A 25,769-nucleotide genomic window follows, 5' to 3' on the forward strand; every position below is an offset into this window, starting at 1 on the left:
GTCCTTCGCCACCTGTGACGACACCGCCCGCCGTTCAGCGGCGGGCGGTGCGCCGAACGTTGCGGCGGACAGCCATGCCTGACGCCCCCCACGGCAGCCTGGACGAACTGAAAGGCCGCCTGACCGACGTCGGCTATATCGCCGACGAGTCCTTGGCGATGGCACTGCATCTGGCGCTGCGTCTCGGACGGCCGCTGCTGCTGGAGGGCGAAGCTGGCGTTGGCAAGACGGAGATCGCCAAGGCCCTGGCGAAGCTGTTGGATACACGTCTCATCCGCCTGCAGTGCTACGAAGGTCTGGACGCCAACGCCGCGATCTACGAGTGGAACTATCAGCGCCAGCTCCTGGCCATCAAGGCGCACGAGCAGGACGAGAGCGCGGATCAGACTGAGGAGCGCATCTTCTCCGAACGCTACCTGCTGCGGCGTCCGCTGCTGGAGGCCATCTCCCAGGAAACGGCGCCGGTTCTGCTGATCGACGAGATCGACCGGGCGGACGAAGAGTTCGAGGCCTATCTGCTGGAGATCCTCTCCGACTTCCAGGTCTCGGTCCCGGAGCTGGGGACGATCCGTGCCACCACGACTCCCCGGGTGATCCTGACCGCCAACGGCACGCGCGATCTGTCCGACGCGCTGCGTCGCCGCTGTCTCTACGCTTTCGTCGAGTTTCCCGAGCCGGAGCGCGAGCTGCAGATCCTGAAGGCGCGCGTCCCAGGTGTTGGGGAGGAGCTGGCCGAACAGGTGGTGCGCTTCATCGCGGGGCTGCGTCGCGAAGACCTGGAGAAGAAGCCGGGCATCGCCGAGACCCTCGACTGGGTCGCCGCCCTGGTCGATCTCAACGTCTCCGACCTGGCCCGGGATCCGGAGGCGCTGCGCGCCAGCCTGGTCTGCCTGCTTAAGACCGAGGCCGACGCGAAGGCGGTGACGGCCGAGGTTCTGGCCCGACTGGCCGACCGGGCCGCGTGACGTCATGACCGGCGGAACCGCAATGACCGGCGAAACTGCAGTCAGTCCGCAAGGCAGCCTGCAGGCCGGCTTTCTGGCTCAGCGGATGGTCGACTTCGTGACGCACCTGCGTCTGAACGACTTCGCACTGGGTCCCGCCGAGACCGACGCCGCGCTGGCGGTCCTGAACGAACTCGATGCCTGCGCACCGCGCGACGTGCGGCTCGGCCTGAAAAGCCTGCTGGCCGGGCGTCAGGAGGAGTGGGAGCGCTTCGACGAGCTTTTCGAAGCCTACTGGCACCGGCGCGGACGCACCCGCCAACGCCAGAACGCCGCCGGACATGGCGTCGCGCAGAAGGGTCGCCCGAAGGTCTGGCAGAAACATCTGCCCCCTAGCGAAGACGGACCTGCCGGCCGTCCCGAAACGCGCAGCGGCGACGACGCGGGAGAGACCGACAAGGACACGGCACGCCTCGCCGCCTCGCGGCAGCAGGCTCTGGCCCGAACGGACCTGCGCCACATCGTCGACCCCGAGGAGCTGGCCGAGGCCGAACGCCTGGCGGACCGCTTGGCCCGCGCGCTGCGCGACCGCCTTTCGCGTCGCTATCGGCTGGCCAGCCGAGGGCCGCGCCTGGATCTGCGCCGGACGGCGCGGCGCAACCTGCCCCACGGCGGCGACCCCATCGAGCTGGTGCGGCGCCGGCGTCCCGACCGGCCGGTGCGCATCGTGGTCCTGCTCGACGTGTCTGGTTCGATGCAGCAGTACAGCCGCTTCTTTCTGCAGTTCGTGAAGGGGCTGGTCTGCAGCTGGGTTCAGGCCGACGCCTACCTGTTCCACACCCGCCTGATCCGCATCACCGATGCCATGCGGGACAAGGACCCGATCCGCGCCATGACCCGGCTGGCGCTCATGACCCACGGCTACGGCGGCGGTACGCAGATCGGCGGATCGCTGCGCAGCTTCAACGACCGCTACGCAAAGGCCGCGCTCGGCAGCCGCTCTGTCGTCATCGTCCTGTCGGACGGCTACGATACCGGCGAGCCAGAGGCGCTGGCGCGCGAGCTTCAGCGGCTGCGCCGCAAGGCACGGCGCGTGGTCTGGCTCAACCCGCTGCTGGGCTGGCGCGACTACGCACCCGTGGCGCGCGGCATGGCCGCCGCGCTGCCTCACCTCGACTGCTTCGCCACGGCCCACACGCTGGAGTCCCTGGCCGCCGTCGAAAGCCAGCTCGCCGCGCTGTGAGCGCCCGAACCCGAAGGATCACAACCCGCAGGAGGGGCAGATGAGCAAGACAGCGACCGACGTTCTGACCCTCGCCGCCGAGCTGAGCGCCGCAGGCCAGGACTACTGCGTCGTCACCGTCGTGCGCACCGCCAACGCGACCTCCGCGAAGGCTGGCGCCAAGGCGCTGGTCACCGGCGACGGAAAGCTGCAGGGTTTCGTCGGCGGCGGCTGCGTGCAGGGCGCCGTCCGACGCAGCGCGGTCGAGGCCCTGGCCGCCGGCAAGCCGCAGCTCATTCGCGTCCGGCCGAAGGAGGACGTGGTCGAACAGCTCGACACCGACGGCGTCGAGCTGCACAGCTCGAGCTGCCCCTCGGGCGGCACGGTCGACCTTTTCATCGAGCCCATGCGTCAGGCCCTGCAGGTTCTGATCTGCGGCGCCTCGCCGGTCGCCGCCACGCTGGTCGGCCTGGCCCGGACCATGGGCTATCGCGTGACCGTCGCGGCGCTGCCGGCCGACCACGCCGCCGTCCCGGGCGCGGAGCGCTACCTGGAAGGCTTCGATCTTGCCGAGGCAGCTTTACGCGAGAGCGACGCCGTCGTGGTCGCCACCCAGGGCAAGCGCGACCGGGAAGCTCTGGCCGCCGCTCTGGCGACGCCGGCCTTCTACGTCGGCATGGTCGGCAGCCGGAAGAAGATCGACAAGCTGAAGAGCCAACTGGCCGACAAGGGTCTGCCGCCAGCCGCGCTGGCACGCCTGCACGGTCCGGCCGGCCTCGACATCGCGGCCATCGAGCCCGAGGAGATCGCGCTGTCGATCCTCGGGCAGATCGTCGCCGAACGCCGCGCCGCCGCACGCGACGGAAACACCGACGCGCGGTCTCTTCGGCAACCGGCCTGACGCAAGGGCAAGGGCTCGGGCTCCCGCCACCTCACACAATCCCGTACCACGGAGCAAAAATCATGGACCTGTCCGGCGAGCGAAAAATCCAGGCCACTCGCGAGACCGTCTTCGCGGCGCTGAACGATCCCGACATCCTGCGCCAGGCGATCCCCGGCTGCGAAAGCCTGGAGAAGACGGCGGACAATGCCTTCGACGCCATGGTGACGCTCAAGATCGGGCCCGTGAAGGCGAAGTTCAAAGGCGCCGTTACGCTCGACGATCTCAACCCGCCGGAGAGCTATACCCTGGCCGGCGAAGGCAAGGGCGGCGCGGCGGGCTTCGCCTCCGGAAAAGCCGAGGTGAAGCTGGAGGAAGAGGCCGACGGCACGCTGCTGAAGTACGATGTGCACGCCAATCTGGGTGGCAAGATCGCCCAGCTCGGCAGCCGCCTCGTCCAGGGTACGGCCAACAAGCTGTCCGCCGAGTTCTTCGCCAAGTTCGCGGAGCTGGTCGAGGGCGACGCGGCGACCGCGCCAGCCGGCACCGCCGAGCAACCTGCCGAAGCCGCCGGCGGCACGGCGGCCGTGACGCCTCCACCTCCCGCCGAGACCAAAGATGCTCCGGACACAGGAGCCGCGCCGAAGGCCGCAGACGCGCCAGCCACAACGCCGCCGCCCTCCCCGACATCGCCCTCCCCGACATCGCCCTCTCCAACTCCATCGCAACCGGCAACGGCATCTCAATCAGCAGCAACGGCAGCTCCGACCGGCAGCGGCACGCCCGGCTGGCTCTGGTGGTCCGTCGGCGGCATCGCCCTGGTGGTCGTGCTCGCCTTCGCCCTGCTGTGAGGGTCCGAAGGGCGCGGGCTACCTGAGCCCGAGCGCTTGACGCACGTCCTGCAGCCGTGAGCGGCTGACCGGAACCCTGGCGTCGTTGTCCTCGCCGATCAGGCAGAAGGCCTTGTCGCCGACCCGTTCGAAACCACGCACGTGGCGCAGGTTGACGAGGTAGCTGCGGTGCGTGCGGATGAAGGCGCCGGCGTGCAAGGCGGTCTCGACACGCGAGATGGGCCAGGGGCAAAGCACTTCGCCCTGGTCGTTGTAGAGCTTGGTGTAGTGGCCGTCCGCCCGCACCGCGTAGACCTCCTCCACCGCGATGAAGCGCGTCGCCTGATTCGCCTCGTAGGGCAGCCGCGAGGGCGGAGGGTCGCTCTCGACCGCCCCGTTGCCCGATGGAGACACCTCCGTCTCCTCGGCCGCGACGGCCGGTGCCAGGGCGGCGCCCACGGGCTGCGCGGCGGCAAGGACGTGAGGCCTCGTCGGATCGTCGTCCCATGACTGTGCGCGGACTGCCCGGTCCGGCGCGGATGCCGGCTCCTGCACGGGGACCACAGCGCGGGCCGGAATCGCGGTCAGCAGGAACAGGCCGCAGATCAGGAAGGCGGCGAAAGCGACGACCAGCGCCAGCATGCCCGAGGAGAGGTTCGGTTCCTCCAGCAGCAGGATCTCCGTCGTCGGCAGGAAGCGCGTGTAGATCATCGCCGAGTAGTGCATCGAGGCGATGGTGATCCCCAGTAGCACGGAGCCCAGCGCGATCTGAAGTTGGGTGCGACGGCTGTAGGCCAGCCAGAGCGCCGCGATGGAGGCGGCGATGGCGATCGCGGTGGAGATGACGTAGCCCGCCGGCTCGTAGACCACGATGCAGTTCCCGCCGATGGCCGACATGCCGATGTAGTGCATGGAGACGATACCGAGACCGGTCAGGCTGCCCGCGAGACAGATCCGCAGGCGGGTCCGGGGACCGGAATGCAGGACCAGCAGGCCGAGCCCCGTCACCAGGATCGCGACCAGGACGGAGCCGAGGGTCGCCAGCGCGTCGTAGCGGATCGGGACCGGGATCTGCACGGCCAGCATGCCGATGAAATGCATCGACCAGATCCCGCCGCCCAGCGCGGTCGCGGCCTTCGCGATCTCCTGCTTACGGGTCGCCGCATCGAGCTGACTGAGCCCGCTGGCCAGCCGCAGACCGGTATAGGCCGCCATAATAGCAACCAGCACCGAGGCAACGACGAGAAGCGGGTCGTAGGAAACGATCAGCATTCGGGATTCTAAAGATCAGACGGGGGCGTCGCGCAAGAGCGGAGATGCAGGGTCGCCGAAGCCGTTCGGCACCGGCTGCGTGGAACGATAAAGCGCTCTCGGTCTCGCAAGGCGGCTGCCTTCTCCCGCAAGGTAAAGATCTGTTGCGGCAACCCTTAAGCGCGCGGGTCTCTACAAAATCTAAACAAAACAGAGAATATGAAGTGTTGACGGCTATGCCCCAGTCGGCGAGCCGACGTTGCGCAGCCTTCCCGCGGCCTGTCCGCAAGCACGGCATCGTTCAGTCTCGGGAGCCGCTGCCCTTTGCAAGCCCCGTGGCGACGAACTGCTGACCGCGGAAGACGGCACCACAGTTCGGACGGCGGCTTTCCGCTAGAGCTTCTCCGGCCTGGGTCGCTCCGCCAGGGACTATCGCGACCACTTGGCCGAGCCGACGGTCCTGAGCTTTCGGGCAGTCTGGCTCTTCGCGCAGTCGAGTTTTTCCCAGAGTTGGGTTTCGCAGAGTCGGGTTTCGTAGAGTTGGGGCGGGCCGCACCCTTCCCCGTTCCTGAAAACGGCCACCCTTCGTGCCCCGAAGGTCATGACGCTCGTGCAAAACTATCGCAGCCTTGCAATGGCGCCATCATATTCGCAGGCCATCTTTCCGCCTCGGCTATCTGTCTATCTCGGGTGGTGTCGTCCCCGGATAACCTCAAAATGGTGGAGCAGCGCTATGAAACGGTTTGCCGGGAAACGCATCGCCAGGAAACGGATCGCCAGGAAACGGATCGCCTATCTGGTCGGTCTCTCGACGGTCCTCGCTCTCGGCCTCTCGGCCGGCGCCCAAGACGCCGCCGCCAAGGACATCGACTACATCGGCAGCGTGGAGGTGATCCGCGCCGAGGCAGGAACGGAGGGACAGGCCGCAGAGACGCCGATGGCGCGGGGCCGCGTCTTCCTGGACGCCAATCGGAATTCCCGGCTGGACGCGGGCGAGGCCGGCCTGCCGGACGTTCTGGTCTCCAACGGACGCGAGGTGGTGGCGACGGCGGCGGACGGCGGCTACAGCCTGCCGGTGCGCGAGGACATGAACCTCTTCGTGGTCAAGCCGGCCGGCTACGCCACGCCCCTGAACGAGGATCTGGTGCCGCAGTTCAGCTATCTGCACAAGCCGTCGGGCTCGCCGGAGCTGCGCTTTGGCGGGATCGCGCCCACCGGCCCCCTGCCCCAAGCCGTCAACTTCCCGCTGATCGAGGACCCGGTCGGCGAGTCCTTCCAGTGCCTGGTCTTCGGCGACACCCAGCCCTACAGCAATGCGGAAGTCAGCTACGTCCGCGAGACCCTGGGCCGCATGCTGGCGCTGCGCGACAACGCGGAGACCGAATGCCTGATCTTCGCCGGTGACGTGATGGGCGACGACCTTTCGCTCTTCCCGCGCTTCAAGGATATCGTCGCGGTCGGGGGTGTCCCGCAGTACTTCGTGCCGGGCAACCACGACTTCGATTTCGACGCGACGGCCGACGCGCACTCCTTCGACAGCTTCCGCCGGATCTGGGGGCCGGAGTACTACGCCTTCGAGATCGGGCAGGTGCTCTTCGTCGTGCTGGACAACGTCCGCTACCCCTGTAATGGCGTGGACCCGCACGATTTCTGCGACGCCTCGGCCGATACCACCTACAACGGCGTGATCGACGCGCGGCAGCTGGAGTGGCTGCAGAACACCCTGGCCCTGGTGCCGGAGGACCGGCTGATCGTCGTCAGCGCCCACATCCCCTTTGTCAGCTTCACGGACGCCGACGAGCAGAAGCACCAGACCGACAACCTGCAGGCGCTCTACGACATCATCGGCGACCGCCCGGCCCTGGGGCTGTCCGGTCATACCCACACCACCGAGCAGATCCTGCCCGGCGAGTTCTACGAAGGCTGGGAGGCGCATACCGGGACCGGGCCGGCGCAGTTCCACCAGATCGTGACCGGCGCCGTCTCCGGCTCCTGGTGGGCCGGCGACCTGGACGACCGGGGCGTGCCGCGCGCGACCCAGCGCCTGGGCAGCCCGCGCGGCTATTACCTCCTGGAGTTCGAGGGCGCCGACTACCGCGACAGCTTCCGCGCCTTCGCGCGGCCCGAGAGCGAGCAGTTCCACGCCGCCTTCAACACGCCGCGCTTCCGCGACTGGGCCGCCCGGCTGATTGCCTTCACCGAGGACAACGAGGTGCCCGGCGATGCCCTGCCGGCCGTGACGCTCAACGACCTGGGCGACCGCAACCTGCTGACCCGCGCGGACCTGACCGGCGGGACCTGGGTGGCGGTGAACGTCTGGAACGGCTCGCGCGACAGCGAGGTCTCCGTCTCCCTCAACGGCGGTGCGGCCAGAGCGGCGACGCGCACCCAGGCCGGCGCAGGCGAGGCGATCCTGGAGGGCCCAGAGTTCGCCGACCCCCACGCCCTGGCCCAGCAGTCGACCCAGGGCCGCCAGAGCGTCCGCTCCCTGGCCGGCGGCGAAGAGACCGCCGGCTACCGCACCTGGCGCGACTACCGCTGGACCGCCCAGCGCCCCGGCCCCTTCCAGACCTGGATGCTGACCCAGAAGTCCAGCCACCTCTGGCGCGCCGACCTGCCAAGCGACCTGCCCGCCGGCCTGCACCGGCTGGAAATCGAAACCACCGACCGCTACGGCCGCCGCTTCACCGACACCCTGCTGTTCGAAGTGGTCGAGGAGCTGCCGCAGATGACCTGGCAAGGGGAGTTGTTCGATTAGGGGGTAGTGGTGGGGCGTAGGCCGTCAAAGCCCGCATCAGTGCTGCGTAGGCATTACTCGTCGAGCTGATGTTTGATTCGAGGTTCATATAAACTAGAAAATTTTTTAAATATATTTCGAACTAAAAACAAAAACTCTAAAAGTTTATTTGATTAAATCAAATTACTGACATTTTCTCCCAAATTTTGATTTCACTATCAGACAATTTATGAAAATTTTCCGTGATAACATCTGATATTTCCTTAGCGTTATCATCTGATCCTTCAATATTTATACTATGAATATTAGATGCAAGAATGATAAAATCTTCAAAATTATCGACAATTTTTTCAGGAATAGAAAAATTCCCAGTAGATATATCAATATAGTAAACACCGTCTGCATAGTGAGAATTCCCCATTGCTCCCATCAAAATCAAATCTCCTTCAAAATCAGCGATATGAAACATGTCGTGAGGGATCAAAGGGTTTTTTTCGATCGAATTTAGCTTTATTAAATTTTCCGCTAAATCCATATTAGGGTATGGAGTTAATACTAAAGCTCCGATAAATACACCTTCCACTTCAAAACGCTCAACGAAATCACTATAGCTTTTTGGAAAATTCATGCCTTCGATGAAAAATTTATATTCATAGCTTCGCTCCATTATAATGGGAACATTATAGTCACCCCACTTTGATTTCATTTCATGATAGAATTGAACTACATCAGACATATCTCTTAGCATTACTATTTCCCTGGAGGGTGCCAAATACCAAAACCAGGGGCGTTTCTATGAACTTGGGAAGGAAGCGGAACTGCATACTTCCCGTAATCCATATGATGATGAACAAGTGTTTGACCTCGGAACGGCACATGTTCGGGAAACGCACTTATCCAGTTGTCATCCACCTTGGTGAAATCCCTCTAGAATTCAAATTGCGGAAAGCTAGTTTTTGCGCTGTCGCATCAATAAGACAATATTCCAGAGTGCGCACATCGTCGGCCCATTTTTCATCCATACAAGCCCTTTTGGTCCAAATTCTACAAACTCAAAATTCCCACCCTTACCGACCTTCATTCCATTCTCTTGAAGATATGGTATAGCTTCATCGAAATTTACAAAAAATTCATGCCCTTCACTGTTTTTAATGAACAAACCGTGCAGTCCGATTACCGTATATTGACCGGAATCATTCTCCAAACCTAATATTGCGCCTTCATTTTTTACATTAATTTCCCGAATTTTATCAGAATCTGGCCCGCGAAAGCTGTCATCTGCAAGCTCCTGGAGCTTGTTACGTTTTGCGCGAGCTATAATTTTTTTGAAATTATTCATAAAAAATTCTCAAAAAAACATCGTCTGTCAAAATATCAATTTTTCATCTGAATTATATCGCATATGCTTAGATGAAGAATCTCACCTATGCACTAGGCCATTTTACACCAGACTTAAACTCCTTATACCAATATTCTTTCATTCGATCATCATAAACAGAATCAAATTCACGAACAAATACATCAAGTTTTTTCCCAATATTAATTTTACGATTGAAGGATAAAGTTGAAATTTTATCTTGTATATCTTCGAGAAAATTAAATGACTGCCGAGCATCCTCGAGAGAGTCCGCAGACGATATCTCTTCTATAAGTTCAGCACATATTCTCTCGTAAGCTATCAGACAGTGTTTAATAGAAAGCAGAGCACTATCATACTGCTCTACACTTTTGCCAAATATATCATTAACCACTGCAAGTTCCATTTTTCACCTCTTATCTAACTGGAGCTATGTGCAACAGATGGCCAGTATTGGGGTTATAGATCATCCAGACCAGCAGCTTCGTATCTAAAAACCCATGCGCTCCCTTGGGATCGAGCGTAACTTTTGGATTGCTGTCGAGTATCGATCTAGCTTGCAGGAACGGGGCGGGACGACCGCCATGAGGACGAAAGCCGTCGGATATCCCCCAAAAGCGGTCATAGTAGTCCTTCTTAATTCGGAATCCGTCGGCCGAGTAGAACTGGCCGACGGGGAGGAGACCGCCGGCTACCGCACCTGGCGCGACTACCGCTGGACCGCCCAGCGCGCCGGCCCCTTCCAGACCTGGATGCTGGCCCTGAAGTCCAACCACCTCTAGCGCGCCGACCTGCCCGCCGACCTACCCGCCGGCCTGCACCGTCTACAGATCGAAACCACCGACCGCTACGACCGCCGCTTCACCGACACCCTCCTGTTCGAGGTGGTCGAGGAGCTGCCGCAGATGACCTGGCAAAGGGAGTTGTTCGAGTAGCGAGGCGGTGGTAATGCGAACTAAAGCTAGGCTGAAGAGTACCGTTTTAAAAGCTTGCGCGCTTCGCACGCGCCTAACGCCCGATTAAGCCTTATCAGTCAGTATCGAGCCTGCACCGCCCTTGACCTTCACCGTATCTCAAAATGCTGCAAAAGGCTAGTTTCTCATTATATCTAATAATGAAATACATAGAATCTATATCTTATTTCAAAATAAAATTGCAAAAATATCTAGATTTTAATAAATGGAAATGTAGCTTTGAACCGATTTTCTACATGTGGATTTCTTATAAGAGCTGTGGCAGCGCTTTGTTTTGACGATGCATCACTTTGAAAATCTGCGAATCGTTTATACCCAATCCCATCCAACGCATTTAGCTCATCCGTAGTCGCATCCCAATCAGGATAAAATCCGATAATCTCTCCAGCACCCAATATGTATTCACTTTTTTTATTTGTATCGAGTATCTCGTAGAAATATGAAGGAACGTCGTTGCTTTTATCAATAATATAATAAATCCAATCCTTGAACTCTGTAAATGTAATTACCCCAGAAATCAAGCAAGTCGTTGAGAACCCAATATTCTCGCTATCTCCTTTATTTACACGGAAGCTTTCCATCATCTCCTTCCAGACATTGATTCGCCACCAATATGCCCAGTTTCTCGATGGATGCTTCGAGGCACGAGCTGCATCCTCCATGAATCCTGGTGGTGATGCCAAGTCAACCTCGGGATGTTTGATCTTCCGGCTTGGATTGCCTGAATCTGATCAGCCTCCCCCCAACCACACTTCCTTCGCCCAAGTTGCCAGATCAGGCCAAGCTTCATCGGAAGAACCATTATGGTCCCAAAACCGAACTTCACCATCTGGCAGGAGACAATAGTAATCACCATTATCTTCACAGATTGGAAGCCAATTTTCTGGCACTCCAATTTCCCTAGCTTCGTTTATCCCCACCCGTAGATCTCCAAAATCTTCTTTCATCGATTCATTCAATGTAAATGGAGACATGTATCCTATAAATGCGTTGCTTACGGTTTTAAGAAAAATTTTATAATCTTTGGGAAAGGTAAAACCCGTTACTTTCTCATATCTATGAATAAGAGCATCGCTCGGCGAAGGAAGATTCCTTTCAGCCGGGTCATTAGCAAGGTTTATTTGCTCGATAACATGTTGAAGATCAGTTGCCATCAATACCTGGGATCAAACACCTAGGGCTGAGAACATCATCACTGCGGCAAGACAGAATATATGGCTGAGAAGTTTCACCCGTCAGCCCTATTGACTAAAGGCGTCCACGAACCTGCAAAATAGCCCGGGTCTGGATGTCTAAGTACCCAAATCTCCCCAGTTTCATTGCAAACGAAAGTTCGGTCTGCCCATGGGCCTCCAGTATTTTCCATTTCCCTACAGGTACCATCATCACGTTGTTGTTCGATCCATTTTACAAATCTTTTGAATTCCAATGGAGATTGGAATGCTTCGATTTCTTCCCAGTTACAATTTGCCATTTATTGTATCCACGCCGGATCGAGCAGGTTGATATTGCGATCAAAGAATATTTGGTTGCCACCGCCAATCAAACCGCGCTGTGGAGCTGCAACTCCTTCAAACAGTTTCGTGCCCACTGGCACATCCATTTCTACAACACGCGTCGCTGAATTACCCCAGTTTTGATCTAAAGCACTGTCAATAACGGACTGTAAGGGACCTTCCGCTTTAGTTCGCGTCCAATATCCGCCAGCCGGACTGCCGTCATCACTTATCACCCGATAGAGTTTGGTTGGTTCAGTCGCAATCACTTCGTTAGAAATACCACTTTTAAATGTGTTTGCGATATCTGTAGGAAGCGGTCCCTCGTTGCTAGGGCCATAGTGGTTCGTAATTCGACCGCCTGCTGTATTTGGTGCATCCGGCGCTCTGGGAGTCGCCTTCGACGGCGCCACGGCGTCCTTGAGGGACTTGCCGGCCGGCACGACGCCAGGGACGAGGGCGGCGACCAGCAGCTTGGCGCCGGCGAACATCGAACGAATCTGCTCGTTGGCCTCCGCGTCGCCTTCCTCAAGCGCACCGACGGCCGTTCCATGCCCCTCCTCAATCTCCTTTTCCGCATCCTCGACCGACTGACCGGTCGTCAAGGCGTAGAGGCGCGTGGCGACAAACTCCAGCGCCGCGTTGAGTTCCTCGCCAGCGACCGCGGAAACAACCTGCTCGCCCGCGTAGACCAGCGCCGCCTTAAGAGGACCGCCAAGCGCCGCGTCCACCGCGAGCATGGCCGCGTCCACCGTCGACGCCGGCCAGCTCTGGAGCTCCTCCGCGACCCCTCCCAGGCTCACGAGCAGAACCTGGCCCGGATCCAACGCCGTCTCGGTCACCACGATCCCCGGCAAGACCATGACGCCATCGTCCACCGGCCTGATCGAGCGAACCTCTCGTTCGACCTGCTCTCCTCCCGCCGAGGAATCCCTCGTCAAGTCGTCCAGCGACCCGATCTGCTCGACGACATCGATCAGCGTCGTCAAGCTCTCCAGCATATCGCCGCCGAGCAGTAGGGCGTTGACCTCGTCCGGCGACAGGCCGTTGCGGATCATCGCCACCGCGATGTCCTCCAGGCCTTCGCCCATGTGCTGCGCCTCGGGCGGCAGCTCGTAGGTCAGCACCCGCAGCTCCGCCACCAGGTTCTGCGCCGCTTGCGTGAAGCTCGGGAAGCCCTCGGCAACCTCGTTGATCGCCTCGGGCGAGACGTAGACGTCGAAGGAGGTGCGCTCGTCCTTGGTCACCTCCAGCGCGCGGTCGGGGTCGCGGTTCAGGGCCGCCAGGTCCTGGTCTTGCGCGTCCGGGTCGGTCACCGTCACCTCGCCGGTCACCGTCGCCCGCGCCACCTGCTCGCGCTCGTGCGAGGCAAAGCCGCCCTCGCCCGTCGGCACCCAGTCCGGCAGCAGGCCGTCGCCGCTGCCGCCACCGCCGGTCACCGGGATGCTGCCGTTCAGGGAGAGGTCCACCTGACGGCCCCGGTCGTGGCCCTCCAGGTCCGCCCAGGACAGGCTGCCCGTCGTCAGGTCGCCCGCGATATAGCCGCCCTCGAGCCGCGTGTGGCCCTCGACCTCCACCGAGACATCCGCCCCCAGGAAGCCCGCCTGGCGGTCGATCCAGGCGCTGTCATGCTCCCCCTCGCCGAAGGAGAAACCCCACTGTAGCCCCACCGGGCCACCGCCGCCGGCCCCCAGGTCGACCTCCGTCGGGTCGTAGCCGGCTGCGCCGCCCAGGCCCATCGAAAGCCCCAGGCTGCCGCCCAGGCTGCGGTTGCGGCTGCTCGCCAGATCCGCGACCGTCACAACCTCCAGGTCGCCGCCGATCTCAAATAACTTTCAAAAAGCCTATAGAATTACAAATCTATGAACGGAAACGTGTCTCTAAATCTCTGCTCGATATGCATGTTTTTTTCTAAAGATTTAGTCGCCTGCTCACGCGATACTACATCGCTAGAGAAATCAGTTTTTCGTCTATAGCCGATTCCATCTAGAGCATTTCCTTCTCCTTCATCATGCTCCCAATATGGAATAAATCCCATAATTGAAATCGGTTTAAAATCAAATTTATTTTTTAAATCCAAAATATCCCAAAAATACGATGGCACTTCATTTTGATTCTCAATAACATGATAAATCCATTTTTTAAATTCTTCAAAATCGATCACTCCAGCAACCAAGCACGCTTTCACAAAACCGATATCATCACAGTCATTTTTTTCAAGGCGAAGGTCTCGTACCACTATTGCCCTCCTGACATAGCTTCACCGCCGATGTGGCTGGCTTGATTGTGGGTGTCTTCACCGAGGACAACCTCCTACCAGCCGGCCTGCACCGGCAAGAGATCGCAACCACCAACCGCTACGGACGCCGCTTCTCCGGCGTCCTGATGTTCGAGATGATTGAGGCGCTGCGGCGGATGAGCCGGCAGGCGGAGTTGTTCGAGTAGCGAGCGGCGTGGTGGAGTTCGCAGACCGAGATCAGACCGATGAACACCGCATCGCGACTGAAGCTAAGTCTGAAGATGGCGTAGTATCTCGGAGGAAACCGCGTTGAAGCTCTGCTCGACCCCGAAACCGAGCCGAGAGGGTCTGCCCAACACGGCATCTCAAACCACAGACCACTCTTATGTAGTCTCAGATTATTTTAATACCCTCTTTTCAACAACTTCCAAGCTAGATGGCGAGATTTCTGACTATATCGCTTTTTCTTTTGAACAATAATTTCAAGTTCTTTAGAAAAATCAGATTCAGGTTTATGATTTAAACCCGATAACCATTCAAGAGCACAGTCGGTCCAATGAGGAGAGCCATGCTTGAATCCAGCATGAATGAATACTTCATAGGGAAAAATTGAACCAGGATATTTTATCAGGAATTCAGATACAGATTTTTTGAAATCTTGTATAGGGATCTCCAAAAAGGGAAGAACCGCTAGAACAGCATTATCACTCTCATCACCAATTAAATAACACGCACCCTCGATCGTCACGAACCACGAATCTGCATCAACATCAAGCTCAATTACTCTATTCGAAACTGGACATTTAATCACTTTTTCCATTACAACCCCGCAAAATGTTCAAACTCCAGACCATAGCGCCTCATTGTTTGAACAAATTGTGTACGTAGTTGTGGCGTCCAATTTTGATAGAAGCTCCCCGATGCCTCATTAGTTAAAAATCTACCATTTGTACCTCTCGTCAGTATCCCACCAACAACCTGACCATGCGGCGCTCCAATCGAATCAGCAAGTCCTCGGTGTTTCAATGGGCTCGAAGGCGCCCTTACTAGGAAGGTTGACGTTGTTGGGTCGAATACAAATTCTACACCCTCATCTGGTTTGAAGTTGCGCAGCATCAAATTGGATTTTGATTGGCTGTTCAAACCAATAACACCACCTTGCGGCCCACTTCCATTCCAAGTCGGAATTCCCCGGGTCGGGGCAATGACAAACTCTCCATTGGGAATTACGCCATCAGGTGCCCTGGGATTCACCTTCAGTGATGCCACGACATCGTCTGAGGTCTTCCCAAGGACGAGGCGATAGATTCGTCCTGCCTCATCGCTGATGAACTTTCCGCCGGCAGCTATGGCCTTGCCCGCGGCATGTCCGAGCAGACCGCCTGTAAGTTGGGCGGCCACAGCCTTAGCGCCCTCTACCTGTTCAAATTCCCGCCATGTCTCATAACCCTCGGGCGGCGCGAGGTTTGGCAGGGCTCCGGTCTCTCCCGCTACCTGCAACAGACGCGTGAAAGTCGAGCCGTCGAACATCAGGCCGAACTGCAACAAGGCTTTGCTCGCTTCCATTGACGGTGGCCGTCCTTCGAGATGATCGCCTGTTGTCATTTCCATCAAGGCCGCGACCGAGTTCAGTAATGGCTGCAGCTGTTCCAGATCCGCAGCCGTCAGCTGGTCGCCTGCCTCCAGTCTCTTCAGCGCGTCAAATCCGCCATTGCGATTCAGTTCCAGATCCACACGCTCAGCCCTGATCGACTGCAGCAACTCAGTGGCCGTGACTTTGGCGAGAAGCTGGTCTGCCGCCGCGCAGCTCCCACCAGACGCGTAGGCGCGCCCGATGAAGAGATCGAAGAGATTGAACGACTGGCAGGCGAAGACGGCGTACTCGCGCGCCAATTCCTCCAGCGTGACCTGCCCCTCCCGCAAGCGCGCGGCGTCCTGAGTAATCAAGGCAGCCTCGGCGGGGTCGTCCGACAGCTCGCCGACGAAATCCTCCACCAGCGCTTCCAGGCCTTCCGCGAGGTTCGCCGCGCCGATCGCCAGCCGGCTATCCTGGCGCGAGTCGAACCAGGCATTCACCTCGTTGATCGCCTCCGGCGAGACGTAAACATCGAAGGAGGTGCGCTCGTCCTTGGTCACCTCCAGTGCGCGGTCGGGGTCGCGGTTCAGGGCTGCCAGGTTCTGCGCCTGCGCGTCCGGGTCGGTCACCGTCACGTCGCCGGTCACCGTCGCCCGCGCCACCTGCTCGCGCTCGTGCGAGGCGAAGCCGCCCTCGCCCGTCGGAACCCAGTCCGGCAGCAGGCCGTCGCCGCTGCCGCCACCGCCGGTCAGCGGGAGGCTGCCGTTCAGGGAGAGGTCCACCTGACGGCCCCGGTCGTGGCCCTCCAGGTCCGCCCAGGACAGGCTGCCCGTCGTCAGGTCGCCCGCGATATAGCCGCCCTCAAGCCGCGTGTGGCCCTCGACCTCCACCGAGACATCAGCCCCCAGGAAGCCCGCCTGGCGGTCGATCCAGGCGCTGTCATGCTCCCCCTCGCCGAAGGAGAAACCCCACTGTAGCCCCACCGGGCCACCGCCCCCGGCCCCCAGGTCCACCTCCGTCGGGTCGTAACCGGCCGCGCCGCCCAGGCCCATCGAAAGCCCCAGGCTGCCGCCCCGGCTGCGGTTGCTGCTGCTCGCCAGATCCGCGACCGTCACCACCTCCAGGTCGCCGCCGATCGCTGCCCGCACCCGGTCGCCGGCCACCACCGCACCGATCAGCGACGCGTCGCCGTCGATCTCCAGGTCGACCGTGCGCCCCGTCACCAGGGTCCAGAGATGGCGCGTCGCCTCCGACTCGCCCTCGCTGAAACCGGCCGAGACCGAGCCGCTCACGCCCGCGCCCCAGCTCGGCCCCGCGCCCTCGGTCGTCAGCCCCGTGTTGAAGCCGTAGCTGATACCCACCGAGGCCCCGAAATGAGACGACTCGTGGCTGCTGGTCGAACGCGCCGCCTGCGCCTCAAGACGCAACGTCTCCGCCGACAGCAGAACCCGGTCCCCGGCCGAGACCTGCGCCCCCCGCGCCAGCAGTGTATCCGCCGCCGCGATGGTCAGGTCGTCGCCCGCCTGCAACAGCGTCGGTACCGCCGTCTCCGTGGTGCTGCTCCAGCTCTGGTTCGAGCCGGAGACCCCGAAGCCGACCGAGGCCGACACCGGGCTGGAGATCGCCGACATCACGGCATCAACGCTGCGCAAGGCACCCGAGGCGCCGCTGATCAGCGTCGAACCAGCCCCACCCTCGGCCCCCGTCGTGGAGGACACGGAATCCGCCACCGTGCGCGCCGCCTGGCTGACGTTCTGGTTCACCGAGGCCGTGATGCCGACGAAGAGCTCACGCTCGAAACCCGACAGGGTCTCCCGGTCCAGTGCCGAGAGCAGCGAGACGTTCTCGCCCGTGAGAACCATGTCCTCGCCCGCCGTCGCCTGCGTCGCCACCAGGGTCAGGTCCTCGCCCGCCGAGAGGCTGAGGTCGCGCCCGGCGGTGAGGGTGGAGACCGCGTTGTAGTCGCCCTGGAAGTCCTCGCCCGCCTCGTAGGCCTGGAACCCGACCGACAGGCCGAGGCCGCCCTCGCTGGCGGAAAAGCCGATGCCGAAGCCCGAGCGCGACTCCCGCGTCTCGTGACGCCGGCCCTCGCGGCCCGGCGCGATGGTCAGGTCGCCCGCCGCCGCCAGGGCGATGTCGTCGCCCGCCGCGAAGTGGCTGCCCTGCACCGCGATGTCGCCGGTCGCCGCCGCCGTCAGGCTGCCGCCCGCCGACAGCAGGCTGGGCAGGTTGGTCTCGCTCCAGCTCCGCTCGCTGCGCTCGGAGGCGCCGTAGAAGGAGACGAAGCCGCCGCCCGAGCCGACGAAGAGGCCGGAGCGCTCGGTGCCGGAGTTTGCGTGGAAGGCCTCGGTCCCGCCCTGGATCACCAGGTCGGCCTCGCCGCCGCCCTCGACGAAGACGCCGTTGGTGGAATCGAGCAGATAGCCGGCGAGAAGCTGGGCGTCGTTGCCGGCGGCGACCTCGCTGGCGAAGAGGCCGATGCCCTCGCCGCCCGCGATGGTCAGATCGCCGTCGCGCGAGCCGACGAAGGAGCTGCGCAGGGTCCGGCTCTCTTCGTCCCGCCAGGAGGACGAGGAGGAGAGGAAGCCCGAGGATTCGCTGCGGTCGTTGTAGTAGCTCGCCTCCTCCTCGGCGCTAAGGGTCACCAGCCCCTCGGCCGCCAGCAGCAGGTCGCCCTCCGCGACCGCGGTGGAAGCGCCGAAGGTGATGTCCTCGCCCGCCAGGACGGTCAGCGCCCCGCCGGAGTCCAGCGAACTGCCGTTCTGCTGCATGGCGCCGAAAGCGACGCTGACGTGCTTGCCGTTCGCGCTGCCGCCGTAGGAGGTGTGCTGCTGCGTCGTCACGGCGCCGAAGGTGACGTCGCCGCCGGCCGCGAGACGCATGTCGCCGCCCGAGGTCATTTCAGAGCCGAGAGAGACCAGGTTGTCCGCCGCGCTGAGACTCAGGTCGCCGCCGGTCTCGATCCGGCCGGCGGAGAGGATCTGCTCGACGCTGCCGGTCTGGGCCGCCCAGCTCTCCACCGTCGCGCTGTTGACGATGGAGCCACCGAGGGAGACCAGCGAAGCCGCGCCCTCCGCCGCGATGCGGCCGCCGAGGTTGGCCAGCTCCTCCTGCACCGTGATGGCGAGATTGTCGTCGCTCAGCAGGTCGCCGGAGTTGGTCAGGCCGGCCGCCTCCAGCGCGACCTGGGTGCCGGCGATGCGGCCGCCGCCCAGGGCGATCTGGTCCAGGCCGTCGCCGGCGAGATAGAGGCGCGGCGCCAGCACCGTCTGGCCGGCCACCTGCACCTCCTCGTACCAAACCATGCTGGAGGTCAGGCCGGCCACCTGCTCGGCCGTCAGGGCCACGCCCGGCACCAGGTTCAGGTCCTGGGCCTGGGCCGCCGCCGCGTCGAACAGGCCGCGCATCTGCGCGCCGTCGTCGGCGTAGTTACCCAGGAAGCGCTCGCCGGTGGCGTCCAGCACCTGCTGCAGCACGAAGCGCGTCTCGAAGAAGGCGTCGCCCAGGAAGGGCGGCAGCACGTCGGGGTCGTAGTCCAGCCGGTCGAGGAAGTACTGGGAGCCGTAGAAGCCGGACAGGTCGGCGAACTCGTAGCGGCTCTCGATCAGATGGGTGAAGCCCGGCTCGGTATTGGCGACGAAGAGCCCGCGCCCGCCGGAGATGTCGGACAGCAGATCCTGCGCCGAGACGGCCGTCGGGGTCGCCTCGCCCGTCGCCGGCACGCCGAAGCCCGGCAGGCCCGGCACCGCACCGGTCAGCATTCCAGGCGAGAGGGCCGGCACGCCGGCGGCCGGGCCGCTCGGGGTCGTGGGAGTCGCGACGGTGGGGACGACGCCGGAGAAGCCCGGCAGGCTCACCAGGTTGGCCCGCGCGACGATGGTCTCGTTATCGATCCGACCGGTGAAGGAGCCGGCGATGGCGCCGCCCGCCCGGATGGTGCCCAACAGGCCCGGCCCGTTCTCGCGGAACCAGAGCTTCGGCGCGGTGTCGCCGCGGCCGGAATCTTGCCAGGGCGCGCCGCGTCCGCCGACGGTGCGGCAGAGGTCGTCGTTCTCGCAGTCGATGTACCACTCGGTCTGGCTGGCGTAGCCGGTGTTGGCCAGGCTGTGCCCGGTCAGGGTCATGTCGCCCCGCGCCAGGATGTGGCTGGCGTCGTTGCGAATGGCCCCGGCATCGAGGGTCAGGTTGCCGCCGGCCGAGATCAGACTCTGGGCGTTCGAAGCCTCGAAGCTGACCTGATCGGCGAAGACCCGCACGCCGGCGCTGCCGGGTCGGCCCGACCGGAAGAAGTAGTAGACCGGAAAGTCAACCTCATGAGGGTCTGGCACGCGCACATACCAGCGGTCGCCACGGTTGTAGTAGCGTGCGCCCCTGGAGGAATGCCCCGCGCCGGGAATACTCCAATACCCAGGCACCGTCATTTGGCTCGGGCTCATGGCGCGGTAAAACTCATCGAACACGCGACCGCTGGTCTGCCGGACGCCACCGTCCAGCAGGTTATCGACGTGCTGGGCGCGGATCAGGATGTCGCCCTGGGTCGCCTCGATCAGTCCGGAGTGGTTGGCGACACGAACGGCCTGGCTGCCGGCCGTGGCCCCCTCGATCACCAGGTCGCCGGTCTCGGCGATCATGGCGCCGCTGATGTTGTTCAAGGTTCCGGGCAGGGAGAGACCGAGGTTGCGGTCGGCCATCAGCAGGCCGCGGTTGGTGGCGTTGCCGGAGAAGGACAGCAGCAGGTCGCGTCCCGCCACCAGCGCCCCGTTGTTGTTCAGTCCGGCGGCGGTCACGCGCAGGTCGCCGGTCGCGGACTCCAGTATCCCGTCGTCGAGGGTCAGCACGTCGGACAGCGTGATCTCCAGCGCGCCACCGACGGAGGCGATCAAGGCATCGTTGGTGAGACGGGCCGCCGAAAGAGAGACAGCGCCGCCGGCGATCTGACCATCGCTGTTACTGGCCTGCTGCTGCAGCGCCAGGGACAGCAGCCCCTGACGCGCCAGCAGCGCCGCGCCCCGGTTGTCGAGCGAAGCGGCGGCGAGGTTCAGCGCGCCGGTTTGGCTTTCGATACGACCGCCGTCGTTGAGGACGCCGCCCGCCAGCGAGAGCATGACCGGACCCGCCGCCTGCAGGACACCGCGGTTCACGAGACCGCCGTCGAGGTCGAGCGCCAGAGCGTCGCCGGACAGCAGGTCGCCGTCGTTGACCAGGACCCCGCCCCCGAGGTCGAGCGACCCGTTTTCCGAAACGATGTCGCCCTCGGCCAGGTTGTTCAGCGTACCGACCTGCGTCGTCAGATCCGCGACCGCGTAGAGCTGGCCGTCATTGGTCAGGCTGTCGGTCACAGTTGCGGTCAGGTCGGTCGCGGCGGCGATCAAGCCATCGTCGCGGTTGTCGGCCGTACGGGCCGACAGCAGCAGCGCGCCGGAGGAGGCGGCGATACGCCCGGCATTGTCGACGGTATCGGCGGTAACGGAGACGGCGCCGTCCCGCGCGGAGACAGCACCGCTGGTCGCGTTGCCGAAAGCGCCCGCCATCAGGTCCAGGTCGTCGAGCGCGAAGAGGCGGCCGGCGTTGGCCAGCGCGCCCGAGGCCACGATCTCCAGTCCGGTTCCCGCCGCGATCACGGCTCCCTCGGCATTGGTCGCCTCCGCCGTCGTGATCTGGGCCGCGCCCCTCAGCGCGGCGATCCGGCCCTCGTTCGACAGCTCGGCGGCCCCCAACGAGAGGGATTCGCCGGCAAGGATCTCGCCCTCGTTCTCCAGCCGGTTCAGCGTCGTAGAGATGTCGCCCTCGTTGGAGACGATCTCTCCCTCCGCTTGGTTGCGAAGCCTATCGCCGGCGATGGAGATGGTCTGAGCGGCGTAAACCTCACCGGCGTTGATCGTCTCCTGCCCCACCTGCAGGTCGAGGTCGCCCGAGAGCGCGAGGAGCGCCGCGTCGTCGGCGTTGTCCAGCCGCGCGGCCGCCACCTCCAGGGTTCGGCCGGCAACGAGCCGGCCATCGTTGTCGAGCTCTTCGGTCACCGCGACCGTCAGATCGCGTCCCGCCGCGACGGTGCCCTCGTTGACGGCGGACTCCGCCGCCAGTCGTAGATTTCCGGCCTGGGTCAGAATCTCGCCAGCCGCCTCGTTGGTGATGCTCAGCGCTTCGAGAGACAGGTCCTGGGCGGCGACCATGGTGCCGCTATTGGTCAGATCCTCGACCTCGACGGCCAGGTCCTCGGCCGCCGAGAGACGGCCGGTCATGACCAGCTGGCCGTCCGTCGTGATGGTCAGGCTGTCCGCGTTGGCGGCCAGGGTGCCGTCGAGCGACACGCCCGCCCCGGCCTCGTTGGCGATCAGGCTGATACGGCCGGCGTACATGCCGCCGAAGGCACTGGAGTCGATGGCGATGTCCGGCGTGCGGCCGTCGGGCGCCAGGGCCTCGTAGTTGCCGTCGGCGTAGCTGTAGCGATTGCGACCGGCGATAAGGTCGATGTCCTGACCGTGCAGGGGACCGGCCAACTCAACCCGGCGTGCCACCACATCGAGGAAGGGCACGGCGGAGAAGTCGCCGCCGGCGCCGCGAAAGGCGACGGTGCCGTCTTCTACAACCAGCGCGCGCAGTTCGCCCTCGACCAGGTCGGGCACGCCGGTCGAAAGGGTGACACGGCTGGTGTTGATGAAGCCGCAGCCCGCGCAGGTCACGCCGTTGGGGTTGGCGACCACCACGTCGGCCGTCACGCCGGCCACCTCGCTGTAGCCCTGCAGCAGGCTTTCGGAGGTTCCGGTGACCTCATTGAGGATGATCCGGGCGGACCCGTTCACCAAATTCGGGTTGGCGTAGACCACGCCGGCGAGATCGGTCTGGCTGATGCCGGCGCCATTGTTGAGGATGACGCCCTGGGGCGCGACGTTGTAGTCGGTGAACTGGTTGTGCGAGACGCCGGCGCCCGAGGGCGTGGCAATGTCGACCTGAGTCAGGCCGTTGGCCGTCGTCTCCAGGGCGGTGTTCCCGACCTGATTGGGATCGACGACGATGTTGCTCTCGGCGCGCACGGCCGTGACCGGCACCATGGGCTGGACCGCGAGCAGCACCGCGAGGCCCGTCGAGAGAATCCGGCGAAAGGCCGAGGGTCCGTTTCGGTCGGGGCGGGCCGCCGCCTGTTTCCGCAGCATCCGAAGTGTCGAGGACATCAGAAGGTCGCTCCCGCACGAAAAGTGAAAACCAGGCCTTCGCTCTCCAGCGGCCCATGGACCACGGAGTGCGCCAGGTTGGCGTCGAAGGTGAGAGGGCCGCCGGAGGCGCGAAGCCCCACAGCCGTCCCGGCGATGCCGCCATCGGCATCGGAGACGTTGTCGGCGTCGTCGACCCAACCGGCATCGAAGGCGCCGTAAAGCTCGATCCGCCCGAGGGCGTCTTCCACCCGGCCCAGGCCCAGCGACGGCAAGGTCCAGACCAGGTCGTTGCGCAGCAGCAACCCCTCGTCGCCGGCAATGCTTTCGTCCCGGAAGCCGCGCACCGTGAAGTAGCCGCCGAGAGTCATGCGCTCGGATCCGAAGAGGGTGTCGGGGCTCCACTCCGCCCGCAGGCTGGGACGCCACAGCAGGGAGGCCTCGCCCAGCGGCAGGGGCTGGAACCCGTCGAGCAGCAGCGCCGCCTTGGTGAACTGCGCCTGGGGCGTGCCCCTGGGCGCGTCCGCATCGTCTTCGAGCGAGGTTCCGAGGCCGCGCGGCAGGCCCCGTTCGACGGCGAGCGTCGCGAACCAAGCCCCGCCCAGCATCCTCTGGGTCTGGCTGAGGCGCGCCTCGGCGATGGCCAGGCGGCGCGTGCCGGTCTCCAGCCTGACGTCCTCCAGGAAGCTCTCGGTGTCCTTAATGCCGTAGCGGGCCTCAAGCGTGGTCTTGCTGCGCTGGCCGCGCCCCAAGACCCAGGAGACACCGCCCTCGGCCCGCAAAGTGTCGCCGGAGATGGCGAACTCGGTGGCGGCGCCCTCCACGAACTGCAGGTACTCCGAATAGGCGATCTCGGACAGCAGCGTGAAGCGTCCGTAGGGAATCGAGAGAAACCCTCCGGCCGACAGGCTGCGGCCGTCGGTCTGATTCGGCAGCGAGCGCTCCAGGTAGCCCGACCAGCCGTCCAGCAGGCCGAGCATGTTGTCGATCTCAGCCGTCATCCGGCCGCGCAGGCGGCCGGTGCGCTCGCCTCCCAGATTGTCGAAACCGCCGCCGACCCGCATGTCGCGCTCGGAGGGCGTTTCGATCACCACGCGACTGGTGCCCGGCTCCTCGCCCGGTTCGATACTCAGACGGGCGTCGATGGCGCGCAGACGGTTCATCTGCTCCAGGCCCTGCTCCAGCTCGCGCAGGTCCAGCGTGTCGCCGGTCAGCCCCGGAAAGGCCATCCAGACCGCGCCGACATCGGAGCCCTCGCGGTCGTTGAAGCGGAAGCCCTCGATCCGGCCCTCGACGACGATCAACCGAAGGACGCCGCCGGTCAGGTCCTGCTCGGGCAGCAAGGCGCGGCTGGTAACGTAACCGCGATCGATGTAGCTCTGATTGATCTCGTCGAGCAGCGCATTGAGATCGCCGAGCGAGAGACAACGGCCTTCGTAGGGGCGCGTCAGTTCTTCCAGAAGCTCATCACTCAAGAGGGTCGCACCGGAGATCTCGATTTCCGCGACCTCGATGCAGGCGTCGTCCGGTTGCCGGGGAAGCGGTCGCGGTCGGGGCTCCACGGCGTCGTCTGGCGGCGCGATCCGCTCCAGCTCGCGTTGGCGCTGCTCGAACTGGTCCTGCTGCTGACGCGGGTTCTCGAGTTGCTGGGCCAGGGCCGACGCCGCTCCGAAAAGACAGACTGCCCCGAGACAGCTCGGCAGGAGACTGGCCAGCCGCAGGAGACAGCGGTGAAGCAACGCGCGCATGACAGCCCTCGTCCGGCCTCAGGAGCCCTGCCGGGCTCTGTCGAGGGCGCCGAGCGCCGCTGTGATACCGGCCAGAGAGAAAGCGACGTCGAACTCCTGGCCGCCGCGCAAGGCGAAAAGCGCCCGGGCCTCGGCCCCGCCCTTCAGAAGATCGATCAGGCGCGGCGACGCCTCCACCTCGATCCAGCAACCGGCCGGATCGCAGCTCCGATAGGCGAAGGGCTCCGTCTCCTCCCCCTCCACGGAGAGGCGAAGGCCGCTCGGCAGATCCACCGACAGGGGCGTAACGATCACCAGGCGGTGCCTGGCGTTCTCATCCCCGGCGTCATCATCTAGCGTGATAGCGATGCGCAGAAGCGTCGAGGACCGACCGTCCCGGACGGCCGTCACATCCTGGGCGACCTCGCAGAGGCGCCGCTGATCCTCGACCCGGACGCAGCGGTGCAGCCAGTCACCGTAGGCTTCGGTCACCATCGTCGGCTGGTCGGAGACCTGCTGAGCCTCACTGGACTGACCCGAACCGGGTTGATCGGAGGCTTGAACGGTCAAGCGCGGCAGAAGCGCTGCCGCGCCCAAGCCAACGACGAGAGAGAAGACGATAAAACAGAGACCGACCTTCATGAAAACCGCCCCCAACAGACTGCGTCGTCGCCCCGACGCACTTCGCGCCAAAGGCAGGTCAAAAGCCCGGAGAAACGCCGAAGGGCGCACCTCATCCGGCGGACCGCCCAGAACGATCCGATTACGTGCGATCCGGTCTCGTGGCTTCACTCCAAACGGATGGAGATCGCACGCCCTATGCTAGAGAAGAGCGCGTGGAAACCGAGAAACTCCGAAGCGGGAAAACAGCGCCAGATCCCCATGCACCCTGGACAACTTCAACTATTGGGTAGCAGCCAAATCAAATGATGGGAACTTTATAAAAAACAAATTTGAATGTTATTCCGAATTTTAAATCAAAACTAACCAAAACAAAGAGCAGAGAAAAAATATGGTTAACAAATAGCGAATCGATCTCTGAGAAATTTGATTCCTTCGGACGGGGTCGCGGCAAGCGCCATAGCCTCAGGGTCCGAGACACCGTAACGAACGGACGGCTATACACTTACAGCGTGCAAGCAGAGACTTGCATCTTTGACGTCCGTCCACACTGTGGGGCGTAACAAGACGCGCTGGTGTCGACATCGCGACAAGATGGTTGGAAAGAAAAGATGGTGCCCAGGGGCGGAATCGAACCACCGACACTGCGATTTTCAGTCGCATGCTCTACCAACTGAGCTACCTGGGCGCCGGGGCCGGGATCTCTCTTGAAGATCGGGCGCTCGGTGTTGGTATGGAAACCGGCGCGCTGCCTAGCGAGGGAG

Annotated in this window: 21 protein-coding genes and 1 tRNA gene; 7 read left to right on the forward strand and 15 right to left on the reverse strand. The window is 62.7% G+C overall.

Going from position 1 to position 25,769, the window contains the following annotated elements; all coding sequences use genetic code 11:
• Positions 1 to 74 precede the first annotated feature (74 nt).
• The 4 genes from ACO054_RS10040 (at position 75) to ACO054_RS10055 (ending at position 3,897) form a co-directional block, all read left to right on the forward strand.
• Positions 75 to 965 carry an AAA family ATPase gene (locus tag ACO054_RS10040; protein ID WP_421710301.1) on the forward strand — a complete coding sequence of 297 codons (891 nt, stop codon included), beginning with the start codon at positions 75 to 77 and terminating at the stop codon, positions 963 to 965.
• A gap of 4 nt (positions 966 to 969) precedes the next feature.
• Entirely contained in the window at positions 970 to 2,187 is a 1,218-nt protein-coding gene (locus tag ACO054_RS10045) for a vWA domain-containing protein (protein WP_421710302.1), read from the forward strand.
• Positions 2,188 to 2,227: 40 nt separating this feature from the next.
• Entirely contained in the window at positions 2,228 to 3,067 is an 840-nt protein-coding gene (locus ACO054_RS10050) for an XdhC family protein (protein ID WP_421710303.1), read from the forward strand.
• 62 nt (positions 3,068 to 3,129) lie between these two features.
• Positions 3,130 to 3,897, forward strand: coding sequence for a CoxG family protein (locus tag ACO054_RS10055; protein WP_421710304.1), 768 nt, complete (start codon positions 3,130 to 3,132; stop codon positions 3,895 to 3,897).
• Between the two features lie 18 nt (positions 3,898 to 3,915).
• On the opposite strand, the gene ACO054_RS10060 is transcribed toward ACO054_RS10055, so the two are convergent.
• Positions 3,916 to 5,148: an MHYT domain-containing protein gene (locus ACO054_RS10060; RefSeq protein WP_421710305.1), complete on the reverse strand. Its 1,233-nt coding sequence runs from the start codon at positions 5,146 to 5,148 to the stop codon at positions 3,916 to 3,918.
• Positions 5,149 to 5,860: 712 nt separating this feature from the next.
• On the opposite strand from ACO054_RS10060, the gene ACO054_RS10065 reads away from it, so the two are divergent.
• Complete coding sequence (locus ACO054_RS10065; protein WP_421710306.1) at positions 5,861 to 7,885, forward strand: calcineurin-like phosphoesterase C-terminal domain-containing protein; 2,025 nt, start codon at positions 5,861 to 5,863, stop codon at positions 7,883 to 7,885.
• A 157-nt stretch (positions 7,886 to 8,042) separates the two neighbouring features.
• Here the strand turns inward: ACO054_RS10065 and ACO054_RS10070 are convergent, their stop codons facing one another.
• The 4 genes from ACO054_RS10070 to ACO054_RS10085 form a co-directional block, all read right to left on the reverse strand.
• Positions 8,043 to 8,612 (reverse strand): hypothetical protein, encoded by a 570-nt coding sequence (locus tag ACO054_RS10070; protein ID WP_421710307.1) that lies wholly within the window; start codon positions 8,610 to 8,612, stop codon positions 8,043 to 8,045.
• 2 nt (positions 8,613 to 8,614) lie between these two features.
• Positions 8,615 to 8,776 (reverse strand): hypothetical protein, encoded by a 162-nt coding sequence (locus tag ACO054_RS10075; RefSeq protein ID WP_421710308.1) that lies wholly within the window; start codon positions 8,774 to 8,776, stop codon positions 8,615 to 8,617.
• Between the two features lie 37 nt (positions 8,777 to 8,813).
• Entirely contained in the window at positions 8,814 to 9,203 is a 390-nt protein-coding gene (locus ACO054_RS10080; RefSeq protein ID WP_421710309.1) for a hypothetical protein, read from the reverse strand.
• A gap of 85 nt (positions 9,204 to 9,288) precedes the next feature.
• Positions 9,289 to 9,627, reverse strand: coding sequence for a hypothetical protein (locus tag ACO054_RS10085; protein WP_421710310.1), 339 nt, complete (start codon positions 9,625 to 9,627; stop codon positions 9,289 to 9,291).
• A gap of 178 nt (positions 9,628 to 9,805) precedes the next feature.
• Here ACO054_RS10085 and ACO054_RS10090 point away from each other — a divergent pair, with 178 nt between their 5' ends.
• The gene (locus tag ACO054_RS10090; protein WP_421710311.1) at positions 9,806 to 10,003 is read left to right on the forward strand and encodes a hypothetical protein; all 198 of its coding nucleotides are present in this window, start codon (positions 9,806 to 9,808) and stop codon (positions 10,001 to 10,003) included.
• Positions 10,004 to 10,386: 383 nt separating this feature from the next.
• Here ACO054_RS10090 and ACO054_RS10095 read toward each other — a convergent pair whose 3' ends face one another.
• The 5 genes from ACO054_RS10095 to ACO054_RS10115 all read right to left on the reverse strand — a co-directional run bounded on the left by ACO054_RS10095 (position 10,387) and on the right by ACO054_RS10115 (position 13,930).
• Positions 10,387 to 10,857 (reverse strand): hypothetical protein, encoded by a 471-nt coding sequence (locus ACO054_RS10095; RefSeq protein WP_421710409.1) that lies wholly within the window; start codon positions 10,855 to 10,857, stop codon positions 10,387 to 10,389.
• Complete coding sequence (locus ACO054_RS10100; RefSeq protein WP_421710312.1) at positions 10,776 to 11,024, reverse strand: HNH endonuclease; 249 nt, start codon at positions 11,022 to 11,024, stop codon at positions 10,776 to 10,778. Before ACO054_RS10100 ends, ACO054_RS10095 begins: the two co-directional genes overlap by 82 nt.
• A complete protein-coding gene (locus ACO054_RS10105) occupies positions 10,927 to 11,349 on the reverse strand; it encodes an SMI1/KNR4 family protein (protein ID WP_421710313.1) in 423 nt (140 codons plus the stop codon). Before ACO054_RS10105 ends, ACO054_RS10100 begins: the two co-directional genes overlap by 98 nt.
• A 320-nt stretch (positions 11,350 to 11,669) precedes the next feature.
• Positions 11,670 to 13,493 carry a hypothetical protein gene (locus ACO054_RS10110; protein WP_421710314.1) on the reverse strand — a complete coding sequence of 608 codons (1,824 nt, stop codon included), beginning with the start codon at positions 13,491 to 13,493 and terminating at the stop codon, positions 11,670 to 11,672.
• A 50-nt stretch (positions 13,494 to 13,543) separates the two neighbouring features.
• Positions 13,544 to 13,930 (reverse strand): hypothetical protein, encoded by a 387-nt coding sequence (locus ACO054_RS10115; protein ID WP_421710315.1) that lies wholly within the window; start codon positions 13,928 to 13,930, stop codon positions 13,544 to 13,546.
• Positions 13,931 to 13,962: 32 nt separating this feature from the next.
• Between ACO054_RS10115 and ACO054_RS10120 the strand changes: the two genes are divergently transcribed.
• Positions 13,963 to 14,136, forward strand: a complete 174-nt coding sequence (locus tag ACO054_RS10120) for a hypothetical protein (RefSeq protein WP_421710316.1) — start codon at positions 13,963 to 13,965, stop codon at positions 14,134 to 14,136.
• A gap of 197 nt (positions 14,137 to 14,333) precedes the next feature.
• Here ACO054_RS10120 and ACO054_RS10125 read toward each other — a convergent pair whose 3' ends face one another.
• The 5 genes from ACO054_RS10125 to ACO054_RS10145 all read right to left on the reverse strand — a co-directional run bounded on the left by ACO054_RS10125 (position 14,334) and on the right by ACO054_RS10145 (position 25,693).
• Positions 14,334 to 14,750 (reverse strand): hypothetical protein, encoded by a 417-nt coding sequence (locus tag ACO054_RS10125; RefSeq protein WP_421710317.1) that lies wholly within the window; start codon positions 14,748 to 14,750, stop codon positions 14,334 to 14,336.
• Positions 14,750 to 22,678, reverse strand: a complete 7,929-nt coding sequence (locus ACO054_RS10130; RefSeq protein ID WP_421710318.1) for a hemagglutinin repeat-containing protein — start codon at positions 22,676 to 22,678, stop codon at positions 14,750 to 14,752. Before ACO054_RS10130 ends, ACO054_RS10125 begins: the two co-directional genes overlap by 1 nt.
• Positions 22,678 to 24,405 (reverse strand): ShlB/FhaC/HecB family hemolysin secretion/activation protein, encoded by a 1,728-nt coding sequence (locus ACO054_RS10135; protein WP_421706451.1) that lies wholly within the window; start codon positions 24,403 to 24,405, stop codon positions 22,678 to 22,680. The genes ACO054_RS10130 and ACO054_RS10135 overlap by 1 nt, the downstream gene beginning before the upstream one ends.
• Positions 24,406 to 24,423: 18 nt before the next feature.
• Positions 24,424 to 25,026, reverse strand: a complete 603-nt coding sequence (locus tag ACO054_RS10140) for an invasion associated locus B family protein (RefSeq protein ID WP_421706452.1) — start codon at positions 25,024 to 25,026, stop codon at positions 24,424 to 24,426.
• 591 nt (positions 25,027 to 25,617) lie between these two features.
• Positions 25,618 to 25,693 (reverse strand) — tRNA-Phe (locus ACO054_RS10145).
• Positions 25,694 to 25,769 lie beyond the last annotated feature (76 nt).

Source organism: Algihabitans sp. (assembly GCF_965226985.1).
Classification (GTDB): Bacteria; Pseudomonadota; Alphaproteobacteria; order Kiloniellales; family DSM-21159; genus Algihabitans.

Bases quoted from the DNA above. Each gene is read 5' to 3' on its own strand.
- ACO054_RS10105 (WP_421710313.1), bottom strand. From the start codon at position 11,349: ATGGCAACTGATCTTCAACATGTTATCGAGCAAATAAACCTTGCTAAT.
- ACO054_RS10140 (WP_421706452.1), bottom strand. From the start codon at position 25,026: ATGAAGGTCGGTCTCTGTTTTATCGTCTTCTCTCTCGTCGTTGGCTTG.
- ACO054_RS10070 (WP_421710307.1), bottom strand. From the start codon at position 8,612: ATGCTAAGAGATATGTCTGATGTAGTTCAATTCTATCATGAAATGAAA.
- ACO054_RS10080 (WP_421710309.1), bottom strand. From the start codon at position 9,203: ATGAATAATTTCAAAAAAATTATAGCTCGCGCAAAACGTAACAAGCTC.
- ACO054_RS10095 (WP_421710409.1), bottom strand. From the start codon at position 10,857: ATGGAGGATGCAGCTCGTGCCTCGAAGCATCCATCGAGAAACTGGGCA.
- ACO054_RS10130 (WP_421710318.1), bottom strand. From the start codon at position 22,678: ATGTCCTCGACACTTCGGATGCTGCGGAAACAGGCGGCGGCCCGCCCC.
- ACO054_RS10040 (WP_421710301.1), top strand. From the start codon at position 75: ATGCCTGACGCCCCCCACGGCAGCCTGGACGAACTGAAAGGCCGCCTG.
- ACO054_RS10090 (WP_421710311.1), top strand. From the start codon at position 9,806: ATGAGGACGAAAGCCGTCGGATATCCCCCAAAAGCGGTCATAGTAGTC.
- ACO054_RS10125 (WP_421710317.1), bottom strand. From the start codon at position 14,750: ATGGAAAAAGTGATTAAATGTCCAGTTTCGAATAGAGTAATTGAGCTT.
- ACO054_RS10045 (WP_421710302.1), top strand. From the start codon at position 970: ATGACCGGCGGAACCGCAATGACCGGCGAAACTGCAGTCAGTCCGCAA.
- ACO054_RS10050 (WP_421710303.1), top strand. From the start codon at position 2,228: ATGAGCAAGACAGCGACCGACGTTCTGACCCTCGCCGCCGAGCTGAGC.
- ACO054_RS10055 (WP_421710304.1), top strand. From the start codon at position 3,130: ATGGACCTGTCCGGCGAGCGAAAAATCCAGGCCACTCGCGAGACCGTC.
- ACO054_RS10060 (WP_421710305.1), bottom strand. From the start codon at position 5,148: ATGCTGATCGTTTCCTACGACCCGCTTCTCGTCGTTGCCTCGGTGCTG.
- ACO054_RS10065 (WP_421710306.1), top strand. From the start codon at position 5,861: ATGAAACGGTTTGCCGGGAAACGCATCGCCAGGAAACGGATCGCCAGG.
- ACO054_RS10100 (WP_421710312.1), bottom strand. From the start codon at position 11,024: ATGGTGAAGTTCGGTTTTGGGACCATAATGGTTCTTCCGATGAAGCTT.
- ACO054_RS10135 (WP_421706451.1), bottom strand. From the start codon at position 24,405: ATGCGCGCGTTGCTTCACCGCTGTCTCCTGCGGCTGGCCAGTCTCCTG.
- ACO054_RS10085 (WP_421710310.1), bottom strand. From the start codon at position 9,627: ATGGAACTTGCAGTGGTTAATGATATATTTGGCAAAAGTGTAGAGCAG.